The sequence below is a fragment of the Erythrobacter sp. W36 genome (assembly GCF_057364935.1).
In genome coordinates, this window is the sequence record NZ_CP200281.1 from 139,402 (window position 1) to 154,409 (window position 15,008).

Genomic DNA, 15,008 nt, shown 5'->3' on the forward strand with positions numbered 1-15,008 from the left:
ACGAAAATCCTTTATAAATCCTTCATTGAAGGACTCATAGGTGAAATTATTTGCAACTGGCTTTTATGAATTCGTCTTGGAGTGAATAAACTCAGATCGATTTGAGTATTTCACAGTAAAGCTAAACTATCACTGTGCAATTTTGCGCAGTGGTATTTGCGCTGCAGCCTCATCATCGAATTCGGCTGCCTCTTCAACACCTTCGGCAGGAGCAGTAAGCAACCCAGCAATTTCGCCAGCTGGCATGGCCTTAAAATAGAGCCAGCCTTGGATCTGATCGCAGTCAGCCGTGCGGACCAAATCAGCTTGCGCTGTTGTCTCGACACCTTCGGCGGTCACTTCCATCTTCAGAGCGCGGGCGACAGCGATGCTGGAGAGCATCATTGCGCGGCTGCCTTCATCATCGCCTGCTTGGACTACCAGGCTACGGTCGAGCTTCAGCTTCTCAAATCGGAACTGGCGCAAGAAACCGATCGACGCATAGCCTGTACCGAAATCATCAAGCGCGACGTTGACGCCAAAGCCGCGGATCACATCGAGCGTCCGCTCAGCGACGATTGGGTCAAGCACAAGGCAGGTCTCGGTGATTTCAAGCTCGAGGCGCTGCGGCGGGAAGCCGCTTTCCTCAAGAATTTGCCCCAATTGGATCGGGAATTCAGGGTTGCGCAATTGCGCTGCTGAAATGTTCACAGACAGCTTGATCTCGCCCCACGGCAAGGCGTCAGTGACAGCCTGGCGCAGCACCCAAAGGCCAATCGCATTGATCAGGCCGGATTCCTCGGCGACCGGGATGAACACGTTCGGGCCGATATTTTCCCCGTCTGGACGGTTCCAGCGTAGGAGCGATTCCACCGCTACGATCTTGCCATTGTCGGCATCGACTAAGGGTTGGTAGGCCAACGCAAACTCGCCTTCGGCGAGCGCTTTGCGCAGCCCTTCGTCGAGCTCACGCACAGCTTCGCGGCGGCGGTCAAAGTTCTCATTGAACCAAGTGCAGCGCATTTTACCGCCGCGTTTGGACATGAACATCGCGACATCGCTGCGGCGCATAAGCTCTGAGGATTCAACCGGATCATCGCCAGTGCAGCGGGCCAGGCCAATGCTGGCTCCAACCGGAATGCGGCGCTCGCCGATTGCCAATGGTTTCGCCAATTGCTCCAGAACGGTGCGCGACATGCCCTCCAGAATGGTGCCAGCGACTTCGCCGACCATGAGGATTGCGAATTCGTCGCCGCTTAGACGATAGCAGCGCGCCTCTGGCTCGCTAGCAGAGCGCAAAATGTCAGAGCACTTCTGGATCAGTTGATCGCCGACGGCATGACCGAAATGGTCGTTGACCTGCTTGAAGCTGTCCAAGTCGATGATGGCGACCGCGACCTCTGTCGGTGTGCGTAGCGCATCGTCGATATCTTGGTGCAGGGCGCGCCGGTTTGGCAGCTGGCTCAGCGTGTCGGTTGTGGTCATCGCCTCCAGCTCGCGGGCCTGCATGAGGCCAAGGCGGCTGAGCAAGAAGATGGTCGCAGCGTATACGAGGATCCCAGCGACCAGAAGGCTGGAGGGAGAACGGAACGCGATATTATCGCTGGCGATGACGATGAGTGAGATAGCGCCAAAGATAAGTGACAAAATTACGAATGGCGCAATCACCATCGTAGACGGCGTGAGCCGCAAAGTTGTCAATTTGTTTAGCACCAAAAATTCCCCGTCTTGCGCTCTACGGCGCTATTTTGCGAATGTCGTTGCTAAGGGGAATTAACTAAAGAAGGGTAAATTGCATTTTATCGAAGCTATTGAAAAGTCGTGCTTTTACCCATCTTAATTCACGAATTTTTGGCCAAAATGCGAAATTGTGCACCCGGCTTGGTAATCAATGCAGAGAGGCTTTAGCCCGCTGCGGTCATGCGCACGGCTTGCGGTGCTGCGTGGACCGGGCTGTAAATGCTCGCGCGGCCTGAAATAGGCGCAAAGGCATCGGTTTGGCCGACCACGGTTTCACCCGCGCCAAGCATCAAGAAACCGTCTGGCGAGAGCGCGCTGCGCAGGCGTTCAAAGGCGGCTTGACGCGTAACCGGATCAAAATACAGCAGCACATTGCGGCACAAAACCAAGTCAAAGCTCTGGCGACTTGGCGGTTCTTTCAGCACATTGTGCTGCTGGAAGCGGGTGTAGGCGAGCACATCATCGTGAAGCTGCCAGCCGGTGCTGGTCTCGTCAAAATGGCGCAGCATTTGCGCGACGCTGAGGCCGCGCTGGACTTCGAACTGCGTGTAGCTGCCGCTGCGAGCGGTTGCGATGGCGCTGTGCGAAATGTCTGTTCCCAGAATTTCGATCGTCCAATCGTGCCAGCGCGCCGCTTGCTCAGCAAACATCATAGCGATTGAGTGCACTTCTTGCCCGGTTGAACAGCCAGCGCTCCAGATAGACAGGCGTTTGGTGCCTGCGCGTTTTTCCGCCAGTTCTGGCAGAACGCTCTCGGGCAGCTGATCGAAAGTCGGCTTGTCCCGGTAGAAATAGGTTTCGTTGTTGAGCAGCGCCTCGACCACGCTTTGGGCCAGGCTTTCCTGGCCCCGGTCCGCCAGCAGGCAAACCAATTGATCGATATTGCTGATCCCATGTTCGCGGAACACGCCAGACAAAGCCGTTCCGACCCGCCATCTGCGGCTTTCGGTCAGGTGCTGCCCGGTATGCGAGGCCAAAAGGTCCGCGATAATCTGGTGGGAGGCTTCGCTCACTTCCATGCCGTAGCATCCACGCGCGCTGGGCCAGCAAGAGCGATCATCGCCTCGCGCAGTTCTTCCGGCGTTCCGACCAGGCTAGTCAGGCCAGCTTTGGTAACGGCACCCGGCATTCCCCAAACAGCGCTGGTGTCCGCGTCTTGTGCAAAGACAACGCCGCCATTCTTGTGAAGGGTTTCGGCGCCTTGCGCACCGTCACGGCCCATGCCGGACAATATGATGGCCAAAGCCTGACCTTCGCAGACTTCCGCAATACTCTCCAGCATCGGGTCGACAGACGGCATACAACCGCTTCGCGCCGGGGCGCTGGATGTCTTAGTGATCAAGCGGTCGCCGCGGCGGCGCAGTGTCATGTGGCCATGACCCGGTGCGACAGCAATTTCGCCTGGTGTGATGACGGTGCCTTCTTCAGCGACAATCGTCTTGCGGCCGCATGCGACCTCAATTTGGCGTGCGAACACCGGGATGAAGGATGCTGGCAGATGCTGAGTGATCAGGATCGGCAGGTCAAAAGTCGTCGGCAAATCGCGGAGCAACAGATTAAGCGCGTGAATGCCGCCGGTTGAAGCTCCAATAGCGAGCAGCTCCGGGCGCTTTTTCGCAGGCGCAACTTTGCGTTTGGCGGGCTCCTTAGCAGCAGCTTTGGCAGACGCGGCGTCGGTGCTTTCACCTTCATGGCTGCCCAGCGCTTTGATCTTGCTGAGCAATTGCTCGCGATATTCATCGTTAAAGCCGCCTGGGCGCGGTTTGAGCATCGTGTCGGCTGCGCCCATCGAAAGGGCGGCCATGGTGTGCTCTGCGCCGTCTTGGGTCAGCGAAGACACGACCAAGACTTGCGTGTCTTTGGCGGTCTTGAGAATTTCTGGCAGGGCATCAAGCCCGCCCATTCCTGGCATTTCCAGGTCGAGCAAAATCACATCAGCATGGGTCGTTTTTAGCTGAGCGATCGCGCGTTCAGCGCTGCTCGCAGTGCCGACGATCGACATCGCCTGGTCACTTTCGACCATCCGCTTGAAAACGGTGCGAACCGTCAGTGAATCGTCAACAATCATCACTTCGACAGGGGCGTTGCCAGAGCCATTGCCTGGCGGTGTCCTGCGCAAAGGGCGTTTGGATATGGGCGAATGTGCGCTCACGCAGAATCCAACCAGCTGCAGTTTGATCTGAAGAGTTTCGTGATCAAACGGCTTCATGACATATTCGTCAGCGCCAGCTTGGATTGCCTCGCGGATGTGCGCGACATCATTTTCGGTGGTGCAGAATACCACCTTTGGTTTGTCACCGTCCGGGCGCTTGCGCAGCTGTGTGATGAATTCAATACCAGTCATAACTGGCATGTTCCAATCGAGCAGCACCACATCTGGCATTTGCTCATCACAGCGATCAAGCCCCATCTGGCCGTTTTCTGCCTCGTCCACGACGAATCCAAGGGTCTCAAGAATATGTCTTGAAACCTTTCGGATTACTCGTGAATCGTCAACTATCAGGCACGTTTTCATAAGGACCCCTGTTGTTCCTTCGATGTTGCTTACGCTTCACCCGTAAGTTTTGTCTTAAGCCGCAGCTTCGAGAGATTCTGGACCTGCGATGAGCAGAGCAAGATCAATCAGCAATGCTGGGCCGGTTGAAGTTTCGACCATCCCAGTGGTGATCCGCGACCATTCTGGTCCGAACCCGCCGCTGACATTCTCAACTTCCGATGTGGCGGTGTTAATATCGTCGATCCGGTCGACCATCAGCGCGTAGGAATGGTTGGCGATGGTAACGACCGCGCCGCGGTGGTCGGTTGGAAATTTGTCTGGATCCAAGCCGAGAGCACGGCGGCAATCAATCACGGTCAGCGATTGGCTGCGCATGGCGGTGATCCCAGCGATAAAATCGGCGGTGCGCGGCACCGGAGTGACCACACCAAGCTCTATCACAGAGGATACATCATGCGCGTTCAGCGCGCAGCGGCGGCTAGCAATTTCGACCATGACCATCAAATCGTTCATCGTGTACCTCCTGCGCGTGCGCGGCGCAGCGCGTCGACCAATCCATCGCGGTCATAGCGGTAGATTGAGCCATCATTATTGGCTGCATCTGGCTGACTGCGAAGGCGAATGAACTCGCCCTCGGTCAAGCTTGTGTCTGGCTCGCTATCATCGAGGACAATCGCAATATCGCCTGCCTCGTCTGATCCGCTGACGACTTCATAGCCAGCGGCGCTGACGAGCGGGCCAAGGATTGTGCGCGCCCAGTCACTGTCCGGCAGATGACAGGTTGGCTTGCTGGTGAGCTCTGGCGGCTCGCCATAGCGGGCAAAGATTTCATGCCCATCGATGAGCGCAATCGTCTGACCATCGACCAGAGTGAGGGCCTCGACCAGCGGATCATCGTCGACCGGCTTGAGCGCGTTTTGCAGCTCAATGGCGTCGTCGACCTCGCGCACTGCATACAGCAGCTCGCAGGTTTCATCCGACAGTCGCAAGAAGCGGATCTTGCCGGTTGGTTTTTGACCTTCAGGCAGACCGACCAGCGGCAGGATGACCCCGTCGATAACGGCGCGTTTGCCATCTGGCGAAATGTCGATGTCTTCCGCCTTGGCGGTTTCAATCCGCTGGACCAATTCCAGGCGAACCGCACGCTTGCGGCCGTCGTAATCGGTGAACAGCATGGCGCGGCTGAGCGCCTCGTCGGTGTCTTGATCTTGCTGGTTAGCTGCCTGAAGCACGCGGGTGCGAGCATCAGAGACCAGACCGTGTTCAGCCGCCACGTTTGTTACATCGAGCAGCAGGATCGGTTGTCCGTCATCCAGCAGGGTTGAACCGGCATAGACGCCGCAATTCATAACCGCCGGGGCCAGTGGTTTGACGACAAGGTCACCGTGGTGGTGAATGCGATCGATCGCCAGGGCGAACAGATCACCGCTTGCGAGGCGCAGCAGCACCATGGTGTGCTCACCCTCGGCGATGTCGGTGCTCGGCAATCCGAGCACTTCTGCCAGTGATAGGCACGGGATACGGTTGCCACGGAAGGTGATCAGAGCGGTCTCACCAACGCGCGTGAAATCGAGCGACTTCGAGGTCGAGTCGATGATTTCTTCGATATAGCTTTGCGGGATCGCAAAACGCTGGTCACCGACTTCAACCGTGAGGCCAGCGATAATGCTGAGCGTCAATGGCACCTTAAGGGTGAACATCGAGCCGACGCCAGGCGTGCTAGAGACGCTGATTGAGCCTCCCACGCGCTCCAGATTGTCGCGAACGACATCAAGGCCAACGCCGCGGCCTGAGACATTGCTGACCGTTTCGGCGGTGGAGAAACCGGGCTCGAACACTAGCTGCAGGATTTTGTCGCGGCTCATCGAAGCGCGCTCAGCTGCAGTGATTAGACCAACAGAAACCGCCTCGGCGGCAATGCGCTCTTCATTGAGGCCATCGCCGTCATCGCTGACCACGATTGAAATGGTATTGCCGGACTGGCGTGCAGAGATCGACAGGATGCCAATCTCGCGCTTGCCTTTTGACAGACGGCTGCTCGGCTCTTCGATCCCGTGATCGATTGCGTTGCGGATAATATGCGTCAGCGGATCGCGGACGGTCTCGATCATCTCGCGGTCGAGTTCAACGTCGCCGCCTTCCAGATCGATTAGCACCTGCTTGCCAAGGTCAGCCGACAGATCGCGGACCAAGCGGGGCAGGGCGGTGTAAAGCGTTTCAATCCGCTGCATGCGCATCCGGGTGATGGCATCGCGAACATCGGAAAGAATGGTGGTTAGGCGCTCAAACGGGCCATCAATGGTTGGCTGGTTGCCAGCCTGACGCAGGCGGTGGGCCAGATCATTGCGGGCCAGAACCATGTCGGAAACGCCGCTCATCACGCGGTCGAGCAGGTCAACTGGCAAGCGGATGGAGCGTTGAACGCCCGCATTTTGCGACACAGCACGAGGCGCCTCTTGGCCCTCTGCAGCATCTTCGACTGCGCCGTCTTCTGCATTTTCGATGGCGGCGGCAACTTCTTCCACGGCGCCAACAAGGTCTGACAGACCGTCAATCTCGCCTGCGGCAAGATCGCTGTTCTCGCCCAATGCGGCGATCAGGGCGTCATCGCTGCCTTCAGGGATTTCATCGCCAGCCTCGATAATGTCGACCATTTCCACGATCCGGTCGATCACAGCCAGAACCGCGCTCACCAGAGCGCTGTCGGCTTCGCGCCGTCCAGCGCGGCAATCGGACAGGGCGTCTTCGGCGGCGTGGCTTAAGCTTGCCAAGCGCGGAAAATCGAAGAAGCCGCAATTGCCCTTCACCGTGTGCACGAACCGAAAAATCGTATCCAAACGCGCGCGATCTGTTGGATCGGCTTCCCAGGCGATGATCTCGCCTTCGCTAGCCTCCAACATTTCCCGGGTTTCTGCGACGAAATCCGCCAGCAGGTCATCCATGACGCCATTGCCCCTAATTGTTTCCAGAGGTCTCTATGGCCCACGATGGTTAACGAACGGTCACCAAAGCGATGTTTTGTGCGTGTCAGCCGGTGCGTGCGCGGCGCAAAATGAAGGTGATGATCAGGCAAGCGCTGACCGCGCCAAACAGGTTTGCGGCCAGTTCGGCGGTGTAGATGGCGGCACTGCCCCAGCCAGCCTGGAGCACGAATGCCACCGGCAGCATGATCAGGAACACGCGCGCAACCGACTGGAACAGAGCAAAACTTGCCTTGTCGACCGCGTTCAAAATGCCATTGGCAACGATCAGCAATCCAAACCCGGCATAGCCCCAGGCGGCAATCTGAAGATAAAGCGCGAACTCAGCGATCACCGCCGGGTCTTCGGTGAAGAAATCGGCGAACCATTCCCCGGCTGAAACCATGGCGATGGCCAGCGTCAGACCCCAGATTATGCAGAAACCGCCCGCATAAAGAGCCGCCTCGCGCGCCCTATCGAATTGCTGCGCGCCCCAATTCTGCCCGACAATCGAACCGATGGATCCCGACAGCGCGAGCAGCGGCACCACTGCAAAGCTCTGCAGCTTAGCCCGCCGCGCCAAAGCCCGCAACAGCGGCTTGGCCCTCAGCAGCAATCAGAGCAGTGAGGATCGAGAGCCCAATCGGGTTGATCGCATTGGAACATGCCGCGGGCACGCCCACGCGCAACATCGCCAGCATCGGTTCAATTTTCGCGCCGCCGCGCAGCTGCGAAGGACTAAACGGCAATTGCGTGCGCGACAGCAGATAAAGCGCCATCATCAGGCCAATCGCCCAGCCAATGATCGTCGCATAGGCTGCGCCGATGATCCCATAGCCCTCGAACCCGAATGCGCCAGTGATCAAGATGGGGTCGAGCACCCAATTGGCCGCCGCATAGGTGACCGAGACGTAGCTGGTCTTGCGCGCCTCACCTTGGCCGCGCAGCACGCCGTTCAGCCCCATAATGATCACGATCAGCGGGAAGCCGAGGGCGAAGGGCTGCATATAGATCTTGATGATTGGTAGCAGTTCAGCCTGAGCATTCATCAGCTTGAACAGCGGATCGAGGATCGCGAACAGGGTCAGCCCAATTGCAAGGCCAGTGCCGATCGCGAACAGCACACCAAAATTGGCCCGCCTCAATGCTTTGTCATGATTGCCTTCTCCCAGCGCCCTTGCGACCACTGAGTTGATCCCGACCATTACGCCGACGCCAAGGCTGCTGAGCGCGACAGATATGGGGAAGACGAAAGCAATTGCGGCGAGCTCTGCGCTGCCCAGCTGACCGATGAAGTATGAATCCACCAGGCCAATCGACATGATCGCCGCCACGCCAATCACCATTGGCATGGTCTGCGATATCAAATGGCCGGGAATGGAGCCGCTGGCGAGTTTGGCCGATACCTTTTTGGGCTCGGCCGATTGCGGCTGGTCGGAATTGCTCATCTTTCACCGCGACTAGCTGGGCCGCCGCCGCTTGGCAAAGCGAAATGCCGCTAAAGTGCGGCGCTGATCGGTGAAATGCTTGTACCGTGCGCGGCAATCATGCGATAAGTGCACCGAACGACAAATTGTATTGAGGAGCGAGCCCAATGGCGACCCAGCTGAAACCGAGTATCGAATGCAGCAAAGAAGAGTGGCAGGCACGCCTCGATCTCGCTGCGTGTTACCGGATATTCGACCATCTGGGCTGGGGCGAATCCATCTACAACCACATTTCGATTAAAGTGCCGGGCGAGGAAGACACCTTCCTCATCAATCCCTTCGGCCTGCTGTATGATGAAGTGACTGCATCGAACCTCGTGAAGATCGATGTTGAAGGCAACAATGTCGGCCAATCGCAATATATGGTCAACAAGGCTGGGTTCACCCAGCACGCCTATTTTCATAAGCATTTGGGCGCTCGCGCCGACGCGATCTGCCACGTGCACACCACTGCGACTATGGCCGTGTGCAGCCACAAGGACGGCCTGATGCCGACCAATTTCTACGCCTGCAATTTCCAAGGTCAGATTGGCTACCACGATTTTGAAGGCGTGACGGTTCGCGAAGAAGAGGGAGAGCGCCTGGTCGAAAACCTCGGCGATCATACGATCTTGATGCTGCGCAATCACGGCCCGGTTGTGATGGACAAGACCATCCAGGGCATGTTCGTGAAGATGTGGGCGCTGCAGCGTGCCTGCGAAATTCAGGTCGCGACGCTCGGCATGGGCAATCCCAATATTGTCCCGCAAGAGGTTGTCGATGTGCACCAGCGCGATATCTCTGTGATGCAAAGCCAAGGCGGTGCTGGCGTGTTCGATTTCGAGGCGTGGAAACGCAAGATTGACCGGATCGATACGTCCTGGCGCGATTGATTTTCGAGCAGGTCCGTCTGGTTAGGATGCGCTGATGCCGCGCATGACAGTCAATGATCGTCCAGTCGAATTCGACATGGATCCAGATACTCCGCTGCTTTACGCGCTGCGCGAGGCGGCGAACCTCACGGGTACGAAAAGCTGCGGCGGCGGCTCATGCGTTGGGGCGTGTATGGTGCTGGTCGATGGGGCGGCGCTGCGTTCGTGCTTGATCACGATTGCTGAGGCGGAAGGCCGCTTTATTACTACGATTGAGGGGCTGTCGCGCGACCGCTCCCACCCCGTTCAGCAGGCGATGGTGGCGGAGCAAGCGATTCAATGCGGCTATTGCACGCCGGGCATTGTTATTGCTGCGGCGGCGCTCATTCAGCGCAACCCGGCGCCGAGCAAGCAGGAAATCGAAGCAGCCATTCCCAACATTTGCCGCTGCGGTGTCTATCCGCGCCTAATCCGCGCAGTTGAGCGCGCAGGGCGGGTGGTCCGCAGGCAAGAGAGCATTAGCGCAGCGCCCGCGCCTGGGATCAGCTCAGCCGATGCGGCGGAAAACGTGCCCGCTCTGAGAGTTGGCAACGGCGGCCTAGGCGCGGCTGCTGCGCCCGCGCCAAATCCGGAAGAAACTTCGCCGCCAGAGGAATAGCGGCCTGCCGGGCTTAATCGGCAAGGCCGCTCGCAGTACTCCTAGAACCGTCCGCTGATCGTGAAGCGCGCGTTTAGCGGCGCGCCTACAGTGATGTTGTCGGCGGTGTGCGCGTTGGGGAAATAGTCCTCGTCAAACAGGTTCTCGATATTCACCTGCACGCGCATCCGGTCAGACACATCGTAATAGGCGGCAAGGTCGACGCGGGCGTAGCTCGGCAAGGTGACTGTGTTGCCATTGTCGGCAAAGCTGTCGTCTTGGTAGGTGAGGCCGAGCCCCAATCCAAAGCGATCAGTCGGCTGAAAATTGTTCCAGACTGAAAAGGCGTTTTCAGGCAATTCGCGCGGGCGCAATGCGCCATTGGCCTGCTCGCCATCGAGATAGCTGTAGCCGGCGGACACGAACCACCAATCGGTCACCTGTCCCCTCAGCTGGGCCTCGAACCCTTGGACGCGCGTTTCTATCACATCGAGGGTGCCCGGATCATTGTCGGCCACCTGAGGGGAGGTTTGCTCAACCTCAAAGATCGCGGCGGTCAGGCTGAAGTTTGTATCGAAATCCCATTTCAGGCCCAGCTCCAGATTTTGGAACGTGTTGGGGTCAAGCGCATCGTCTGGCGGATTGATGTCGGCAAATTGCTCGCCAGAGCGCGGCTGGAAGCTCTCGCTAAAGCTGCCGTAAATCGAGATATTGTCCTGCGGCTTTATGATGACGCCAAGGCGGGGCGAGATTTCTTCATCCTTGCGGCTGCGGATATCGCGCACGCCGGTATCGATGAAGGTCTCAATATTGTCGACGGTGATTTCAAAGCTGTCAAAGCGCGCACCCAGCACGACATTGAGCCAGCTGGTGAGTTCAATCTCGTCCTGAATGTAGAGCGAAAACACCTCCACGTCGGCTTCGGTGTCGTCGTTGAGGCTGGTGGCGAAGCTGTTGGTTGTCGTGCGGCCATCTGCGATGGTGCCGACATTGCCGCGCAGGGCAATTGGGCGGACGGCAAGGAAGTTCTCTTGGTCCGTGCGCTTAGCCATCTGCGTCCGCTGTGTCAAAGAACGAATTGAAGCGGTCGTTGTCGTTCTTGGTGTCGATATATTCGCCGCCGACGATGACCGTGTGGCCGACGCTGCCCGTATCAAATTCACCGATCAGGTTGCCGGAGAGAATGAAGTTCTCGCGCTGGGTGGTGTCGATATAGCCATCGAGGGTCACGACATTGGCCGCGCTGTCAAAACCAACCGGGAAGAAGTTCGAATAGACCTTGTCATAATCGCCGTAAGAGGCGGTGAAATTGCCCTTTAGGTTCTCGGAAAAGTCATGCTGAACTGACGCGCGCAGCACGTGTGCTTCAAGCGTGGTGAAATTGTTGTCCGGATCGCCAAAGGTGACAGCCTGTAGCGCCCGGACTGGATTGCCGTTCTCATCAGAAGGGATGCCGCGATCAATGAAGCGCTCGTGATTGATATATTCGTAGGACAGATCAATCACAGTCGATGGGCTGATTTGCGCGCGGAATGTCGGGTTAAAGCCAATCCGCTCCCCATCGAAGAAATCTCGGTGGTTGTTGAGATCTTCGTAAGCAGCATTGATCCGTAGCGCAGTGTTTTCACTAGTCGCTAGGTTTACATCCACCTGACCGGAGAATGCGCCGAACGTATCGATAGAGCCCTGATAGGCGACAAATTGTTCGCCAATCACGCCCTTCTTGGTCACCCGGTTGATGATGCCGCCAGTGCCGCCGCGCCCAAACAGCAGGGCATTGGGGCCGCGCAGGATCTCAACTTGCTCCAGATTGTAGAGCCCGCGATAATATTGCACGTCGTCGCGCACGCCATCGACATAGAAGTCCGCTGTTGAGCGCACTCCGCGAAAGACCACGGCATCGCGGTGCCCTTCACCTTGTGAGCTGGTGACGCCCGGTGTGTAGAGGACGATGTCATCAATGCTGTCAAAACCCTGCTGAGTGATCTGCTCAGAGGTTACGATTGATAGGGATTGCGGGACATCGATGACCGGTGTTGGCGTCTTCACCGAATTGACCCGGTCGCTGTAGAGCACTTGCCCGGTGACGATGATTTGCGAACCTTCAGAAGCGTCTGCCCCACCTGCATCATCAGCCGTTTCGGCCATCGCTGGGAAGGCGAAACATGCGCTGCTGAGCAGCAGAGCAGCGCGGGAGAGGCGAGTGTTCATAGGTGCAAATCTTTCCGTCCAAGGAGTGATGCGGAGATTGTTATTGCAAGCCGTTCGCATTTGCAAGTTAATTGAAAGTGATTCGCAATACTATTTATTGCAAGTGTGGTTTTTGTGCGCGCAATCGGTTATCTGGCGCCTGAAACACTCACTCAAGCTCAAGCGGAACGGCACCTATGAAAGCGACCATCTGGCACAATCCGAAATGCGGCACCTCGCGCAAAACCCTGGCTATTCTGGAAGAACAGGACGGCATTGACCTCAATGTTGTGCTCTATCTGAAAGATGCGCCGACCCGTGAAAAGCTGGCTCAGCTGTACAAGGACGCGGGCATTTCGCCTCAGCAGGGACTGCGGCTGCGCGGGACAGATGCGGCGGAACGCGGCCTGCCGGATGCCGATGCGGACACAGTGCTTGATGCGATGGCGGCGGATTCGTCCTTGCTGGAGCGCCCTCTGGTTGAGACCGAGAAGGGCGTGCGGCTGTGCCGTCCGCAGGACGTGGTCCGCGAGATTCTCTAAGCTTCTTTGCCGGTGAGCTTGGCGTCGGATTGCAGGCCGCGCCAGCCTAGGATTGCGACGATCAGGCACAGAACGATCACCAGTCCAAAGCCGAGCCAATCGTTGAGGCCATAGAGCCATACGCCAAGCGCGGGAGCGTAGATAAAGCTCGCGCCTGCGACACTGGCGACAATGCCCGATGCCTGCCCCTGTTCGGCCCGCGTCACGGCCAAAGACGTGCCCGCTGTTGTGCCCGGACGGAACAATCCAAAACCCAATGAGGCGATGGCATAGCCAAGCGACAGGCCGAACAGCTCGCTCGTTGCCCCCAGAATGGCGGTACCAAACGCGGCCACGAGCACGCCCGATAGAGTCGCGACGCGCGGTCCCATTTTAAAGCGCGGGATAAGTCCCCATTGCGCGAGCAATGTCGCCACCGCGCCAAAGGCGAGCACCAGGCTGACATAGGTTGCGCCTTGTTCAGGATCGCCGCGCAGGTTCAACCGATCGAGCACCAAGAACCCGGTGATGCCCATGATCATGGCATGGGCATGGCCGCCGATTAGCCCGGCAAACACCCATGGGCGCACCCGCGCATCTGTCCACTTCAAGCGTGCGGGAGTGGCGGGCTGAGCATTTGCTTTATCATCGCCCTCATCAACTTCCAGGCCTTCAGATCCGCTGGAATAGGAGGCGGCCTGCCCGCGTGCGGCAAATTGCGGCACGTCATTGGGCAGGTAGAGCCGCAGCAGCACCAGTGCGGCGAGGCCTAGCAAGGCGAAACCAAGGAATGGGCCGACCAGCCCGATACCCAGGAATGTCACGACCATCAGCGGGGCCAGCACCGGCCCAATCACTGTCCCTAAACCAAAGCTGGAGGCGATCAGTGAGAGCGCATTGGTGCGCTCGGCTCGCGGCGTGCGCGATGCGACATAGGCCTGCACGGCTGGTGGTGCGGCGCTGCCGAAACCGCCAAACAGGCTGCGCGCCGCAGCAAAGGCAATCAAAGTCCAAAAGGCTGTCATAAACCCTGCGAGGCCCGCCCATAGAGCCGCTCCGCAAAGGACCATCGACACGACAAAACCGGTAAGGCCGAGCGCCATCATGGATTTGCGCCCACGCTTGTCCGATCGGCGCGCCCAGATCGGCGCGCACACCACCCACAGCAGCGCCGACCAGCTGTAGGCGAGGCTGATCCAGACGTCATTGACCTGAAGCGCGGTGCCAATCGAGGGCATCACCGATTGCATCGCTGTGTTGCCCGCCGCCGTCACCAGCATCACAGTGAACAGCAATGTCATGCGGCCGCGCGAGATGGAACTTTGCCCCGCGCCGCTGCTGGCATTGTTCAGCGCGCTGGGGCGCTGGGGTTCAAGATCGGGTTCTGCATCGGCCATCGGTCGCTGCTGCGCTAGGCCAGCGCGCCTCGGCTTGCAATTGGTTAGCGCCTCTGCAAGGCGGATCAGCGTAATGTGTTTGCTCCCCGATCATAAGCGACGATAGGTCCACTCGATGCAATCTGAAGATTTGGCAATTGGCAGCCGCGGCGGTTGGCGCGCACGCTGGCAGCGTCACGGAGCGCAATGCGCGGTGTTTTTCCGCGGGTTCGTGGAGCATCCCCGGATGGTCGGCTCGATCATCCCATCTTCGCGTTTTACCGTGCGCAAAATGCTGGAGCCGGTGGATTGGGGCAAATGCGAAGTGTTCGTGGAATACGGCCCGGGCATCGGCACGTTCTGCCGCCCGGTGCTGGACCGGCTGCGCGGAGACGCCGCGCTGGTCGTGATCGACACCAATCCGCTCTATATTGATTATCTGACCAAGACGATCCGCGATCCGCGCTTTCACGCGGTGCTTGGTTCGGCGGAGCATGTGGAGCAACACTTGGCTGAGCTTGGCCTGTCGGATGCGGATTATGTCCTGTCAGGCCTGCCGTTTTCAACTCTGCCCGCTGGCGTCGCGACAAAAATCGCTGAGGCAACGTACAAAGTCATCAAGCCGGGCGGTGCATTCCTGGCCTATCAATTTAGCTCAGCCGTGCGCGACGAATCAGCGAAGTTCTTTGAACGCATTGATGCGGGCTTTGAGTGGCTCAATATCCTGCCGTGCAAGCTCTATTGGGCTTGGAAAGAGCCTAAGGACTAAG

The 15,008-nt window shown here is 58.1% G+C and carries 14 protein-coding genes and 1 pseudogene; 4 read left to right on the forward strand and 11 right to left on the reverse strand.

Going from position 1 to position 15,008, the window contains the following annotated elements; genetic code table 11:
• Positions 1–129: 129 nt before the first annotated feature.
• From AC0V6U_RS00610 to AC0V6U_RS00645, 8 genes and pseudogenes are all read right to left on the reverse strand, one after another.
• Complete coding sequence (locus tag AC0V6U_RS00610; RefSeq protein ID WP_486169337.1) at positions 130–1,692, reverse strand: putative bifunctional diguanylate cyclase/phosphodiesterase; 1,563 nt, start codon at positions 1,690–1,692, stop codon at positions 130–132.
• Between the two features lie 191 nt (positions 1,693–1,883).
• Positions 1,884–2,738 (reverse strand): CheR family methyltransferase, encoded by an 855-nt coding sequence (locus tag AC0V6U_RS00615; protein ID WP_472644314.1) that lies wholly within the window; start codon positions 2,736–2,738, stop codon positions 1,884–1,886.
• Positions 2,729–3,787: a chemotaxis-specific protein-glutamate methyltransferase CheB gene (gene cheB, locus AC0V6U_RS00620; protein WP_472645674.1), complete on the reverse strand. Its 1,059-nt coding sequence runs from the start codon at positions 3,785–3,787 to the stop codon at positions 2,729–2,731. The genes AC0V6U_RS00615 and cheB overlap by 10 nt, the downstream gene beginning before the upstream one ends.
• Positions 3,788–3,877: 90 nt before the next feature.
• Positions 3,878–4,234: pseudogene (locus AC0V6U_RS00625) on the reverse strand (response regulator); the annotation flags it as partial.
• A 54-nt stretch (positions 4,235–4,288) separates the two neighbouring features.
• The gene (locus AC0V6U_RS00630) at positions 4,289–4,729 is read right to left on the reverse strand and encodes a chemotaxis protein CheW (RefSeq protein ID WP_472644315.1); all 441 of its coding nucleotides are present in this window, start codon (positions 4,727–4,729) and stop codon (positions 4,289–4,291) included.
• Entirely contained in the window at positions 4,726–7,158 is a 2,433-nt protein-coding gene (locus AC0V6U_RS00635) for a chemotaxis protein CheA (protein ID WP_472644316.1), read from the reverse strand. The genes AC0V6U_RS00630 and AC0V6U_RS00635 overlap by 4 nt, the downstream gene beginning before the upstream one ends.
• A gap of 85 nt (positions 7,159–7,243) precedes the next feature.
• Entirely contained in the window at positions 7,244–7,759 is a 516-nt protein-coding gene (locus tag AC0V6U_RS00640; RefSeq protein ID WP_472644317.1) for an MATE family efflux transporter, read from the reverse strand.
• Entirely contained in the window at positions 7,743–8,624 is an 882-nt protein-coding gene (locus AC0V6U_RS00645) for an MATE family efflux transporter (RefSeq protein WP_472644318.1), read from the reverse strand. Before AC0V6U_RS00645 ends, AC0V6U_RS00640 begins: the two co-directional genes overlap by 17 nt.
• 146 nt (positions 8,625–8,770) lie before the next feature.
• On the opposite strand from AC0V6U_RS00645, the gene AC0V6U_RS00650 reads away from it, so the two are divergent.
• Both AC0V6U_RS00650 and AC0V6U_RS00655 read left to right on the forward strand, forming a co-directional pair.
• Complete coding sequence (locus tag AC0V6U_RS00650) at positions 8,771–9,535, forward strand: class II aldolase/adducin family protein (RefSeq protein ID WP_472639596.1); 765 nt, start codon at positions 8,771–8,773, stop codon at positions 9,533–9,535.
• 34 nt (positions 9,536–9,569) lie between these two features.
• On the forward strand, positions 9,570–10,172 hold the full coding sequence (locus tag AC0V6U_RS00655; RefSeq protein ID WP_472644319.1) for a (2Fe-2S)-binding protein: 603 nt from the start codon (positions 9,570–9,572) through the stop codon (positions 10,170–10,172).
• Between the two features lie 41 nt (positions 10,173–10,213).
• Here AC0V6U_RS00655 and AC0V6U_RS00660 read toward each other — a convergent pair whose 3' ends face one another.
• Together AC0V6U_RS00660 and AC0V6U_RS00665 are read right to left on the reverse strand one after the other, a co-directional pair.
• Positions 10,214–11,203 (reverse strand): TonB-dependent receptor, encoded by a 990-nt coding sequence (locus AC0V6U_RS00660; protein WP_472644320.1) that lies wholly within the window; start codon positions 11,201–11,203, stop codon positions 10,214–10,216.
• Positions 11,196–12,362: a TonB-dependent receptor gene (locus tag AC0V6U_RS00665; RefSeq protein ID WP_472644321.1), complete on the reverse strand. Its 1,167-nt coding sequence runs from the start codon at positions 12,360–12,362 to the stop codon at positions 11,196–11,198. The genes AC0V6U_RS00660 and AC0V6U_RS00665 overlap by 8 nt, the downstream gene beginning before the upstream one ends.
• 176 nt (positions 12,363–12,538) lie before the next feature.
• On the opposite strand from AC0V6U_RS00665, the gene AC0V6U_RS00670 reads away from it, so the two are divergent.
• Complete coding sequence (locus tag AC0V6U_RS00670; protein WP_472644322.1) at positions 12,539–12,883, forward strand: arsenate reductase family protein; 345 nt, start codon at positions 12,539–12,541, stop codon at positions 12,881–12,883.
• On the opposite strand, the gene AC0V6U_RS00675 is transcribed toward AC0V6U_RS00670, so the two are convergent.
• Positions 12,880–14,259 (reverse strand): MFS transporter, encoded by a 1,380-nt coding sequence (locus AC0V6U_RS00675; RefSeq protein WP_472644323.1) that lies wholly within the window; start codon positions 14,257–14,259, stop codon positions 12,880–12,882. The two genes, AC0V6U_RS00670 and AC0V6U_RS00675, sit on opposite strands and share 4 nt — an antisense overlap.
• Before the next feature lie 115 nt (positions 14,260–14,374).
• On the opposite strand from AC0V6U_RS00675, the gene AC0V6U_RS00680 reads away from it, so the two are divergent.
• Positions 14,375–15,007 carry a class I SAM-dependent methyltransferase gene (locus tag AC0V6U_RS00680; protein ID WP_472644324.1) on the forward strand — a complete coding sequence of 211 codons (633 nt, stop codon included), beginning with the start codon at positions 14,375–14,377 and terminating at the stop codon, positions 15,005–15,007.
• The last annotated feature ends 1 nt before the right edge of the window (position 15,008 follow it).

Coding starts and splice junctions, on each gene's coding strand:
- AC0V6U_RS00675 (WP_472644323.1), bottom strand. CDS start 14,259: ATGGCCGATGCAGAACCCGATCTTGAACCCCAGCGCCCCAGCGCGCTG.
- AC0V6U_RS00645 (WP_472644318.1), bottom strand. CDS start 8,624: ATGAGCAATTCCGACCAGCCGCAATCGGCCGAGCCCAAAAAGGTATCG.
- AC0V6U_RS00680 (WP_472644324.1), top strand. CDS start 14,375: ATGCAATCTGAAGATTTGGCAATTGGCAGCCGCGGCGGTTGGCGCGCA.
- AC0V6U_RS00670 (WP_472644322.1), top strand. CDS start 12,539: ATGAAAGCGACCATCTGGCACAATCCGAAATGCGGCACCTCGCGCAAA.
- AC0V6U_RS00660 (WP_472644320.1), bottom strand. CDS start 11,203: ATGGCTAAGCGCACGGACCAAGAGAACTTCCTTGCCGTCCGCCCAATT.
- AC0V6U_RS00655 (WP_472644319.1), top strand. CDS start 9,570: ATGCCGCGCATGACAGTCAATGATCGTCCAGTCGAATTCGACATGGAT.
- AC0V6U_RS00665 (WP_472644321.1), bottom strand. CDS start 12,362: ATGAACACTCGCCTCTCCCGCGCTGCTCTGCTGCTCAGCAGCGCATGT.
- AC0V6U_RS00615 (WP_472644314.1), bottom strand. CDS start 2,738: ATGGAAGTGAGCGAAGCCTCCCACCAGATTATCGCGGACCTTTTGGCC.
- AC0V6U_RS00650 (WP_472639596.1), top strand. CDS start 8,771: ATGGCGACCCAGCTGAAACCGAGTATCGAATGCAGCAAAGAAGAGTGG.
- AC0V6U_RS00635 (WP_472644316.1), bottom strand. CDS start 7,158: ATGGATGACCTGCTGGCGGATTTCGTCGCAGAAACCCGGGAAATGTTG.
- AC0V6U_RS00630 (WP_472644315.1), bottom strand. CDS start 4,729: ATGAACGATTTGATGGTCATGGTCGAAATTGCTAGCCGCCGCTGCGCG.
- cheB (WP_472645674.1), bottom strand. CDS start 3,787: ATGATTGTTGACGATTCACTGACGGTTCGCACCGTTTTCAAGCGGATG.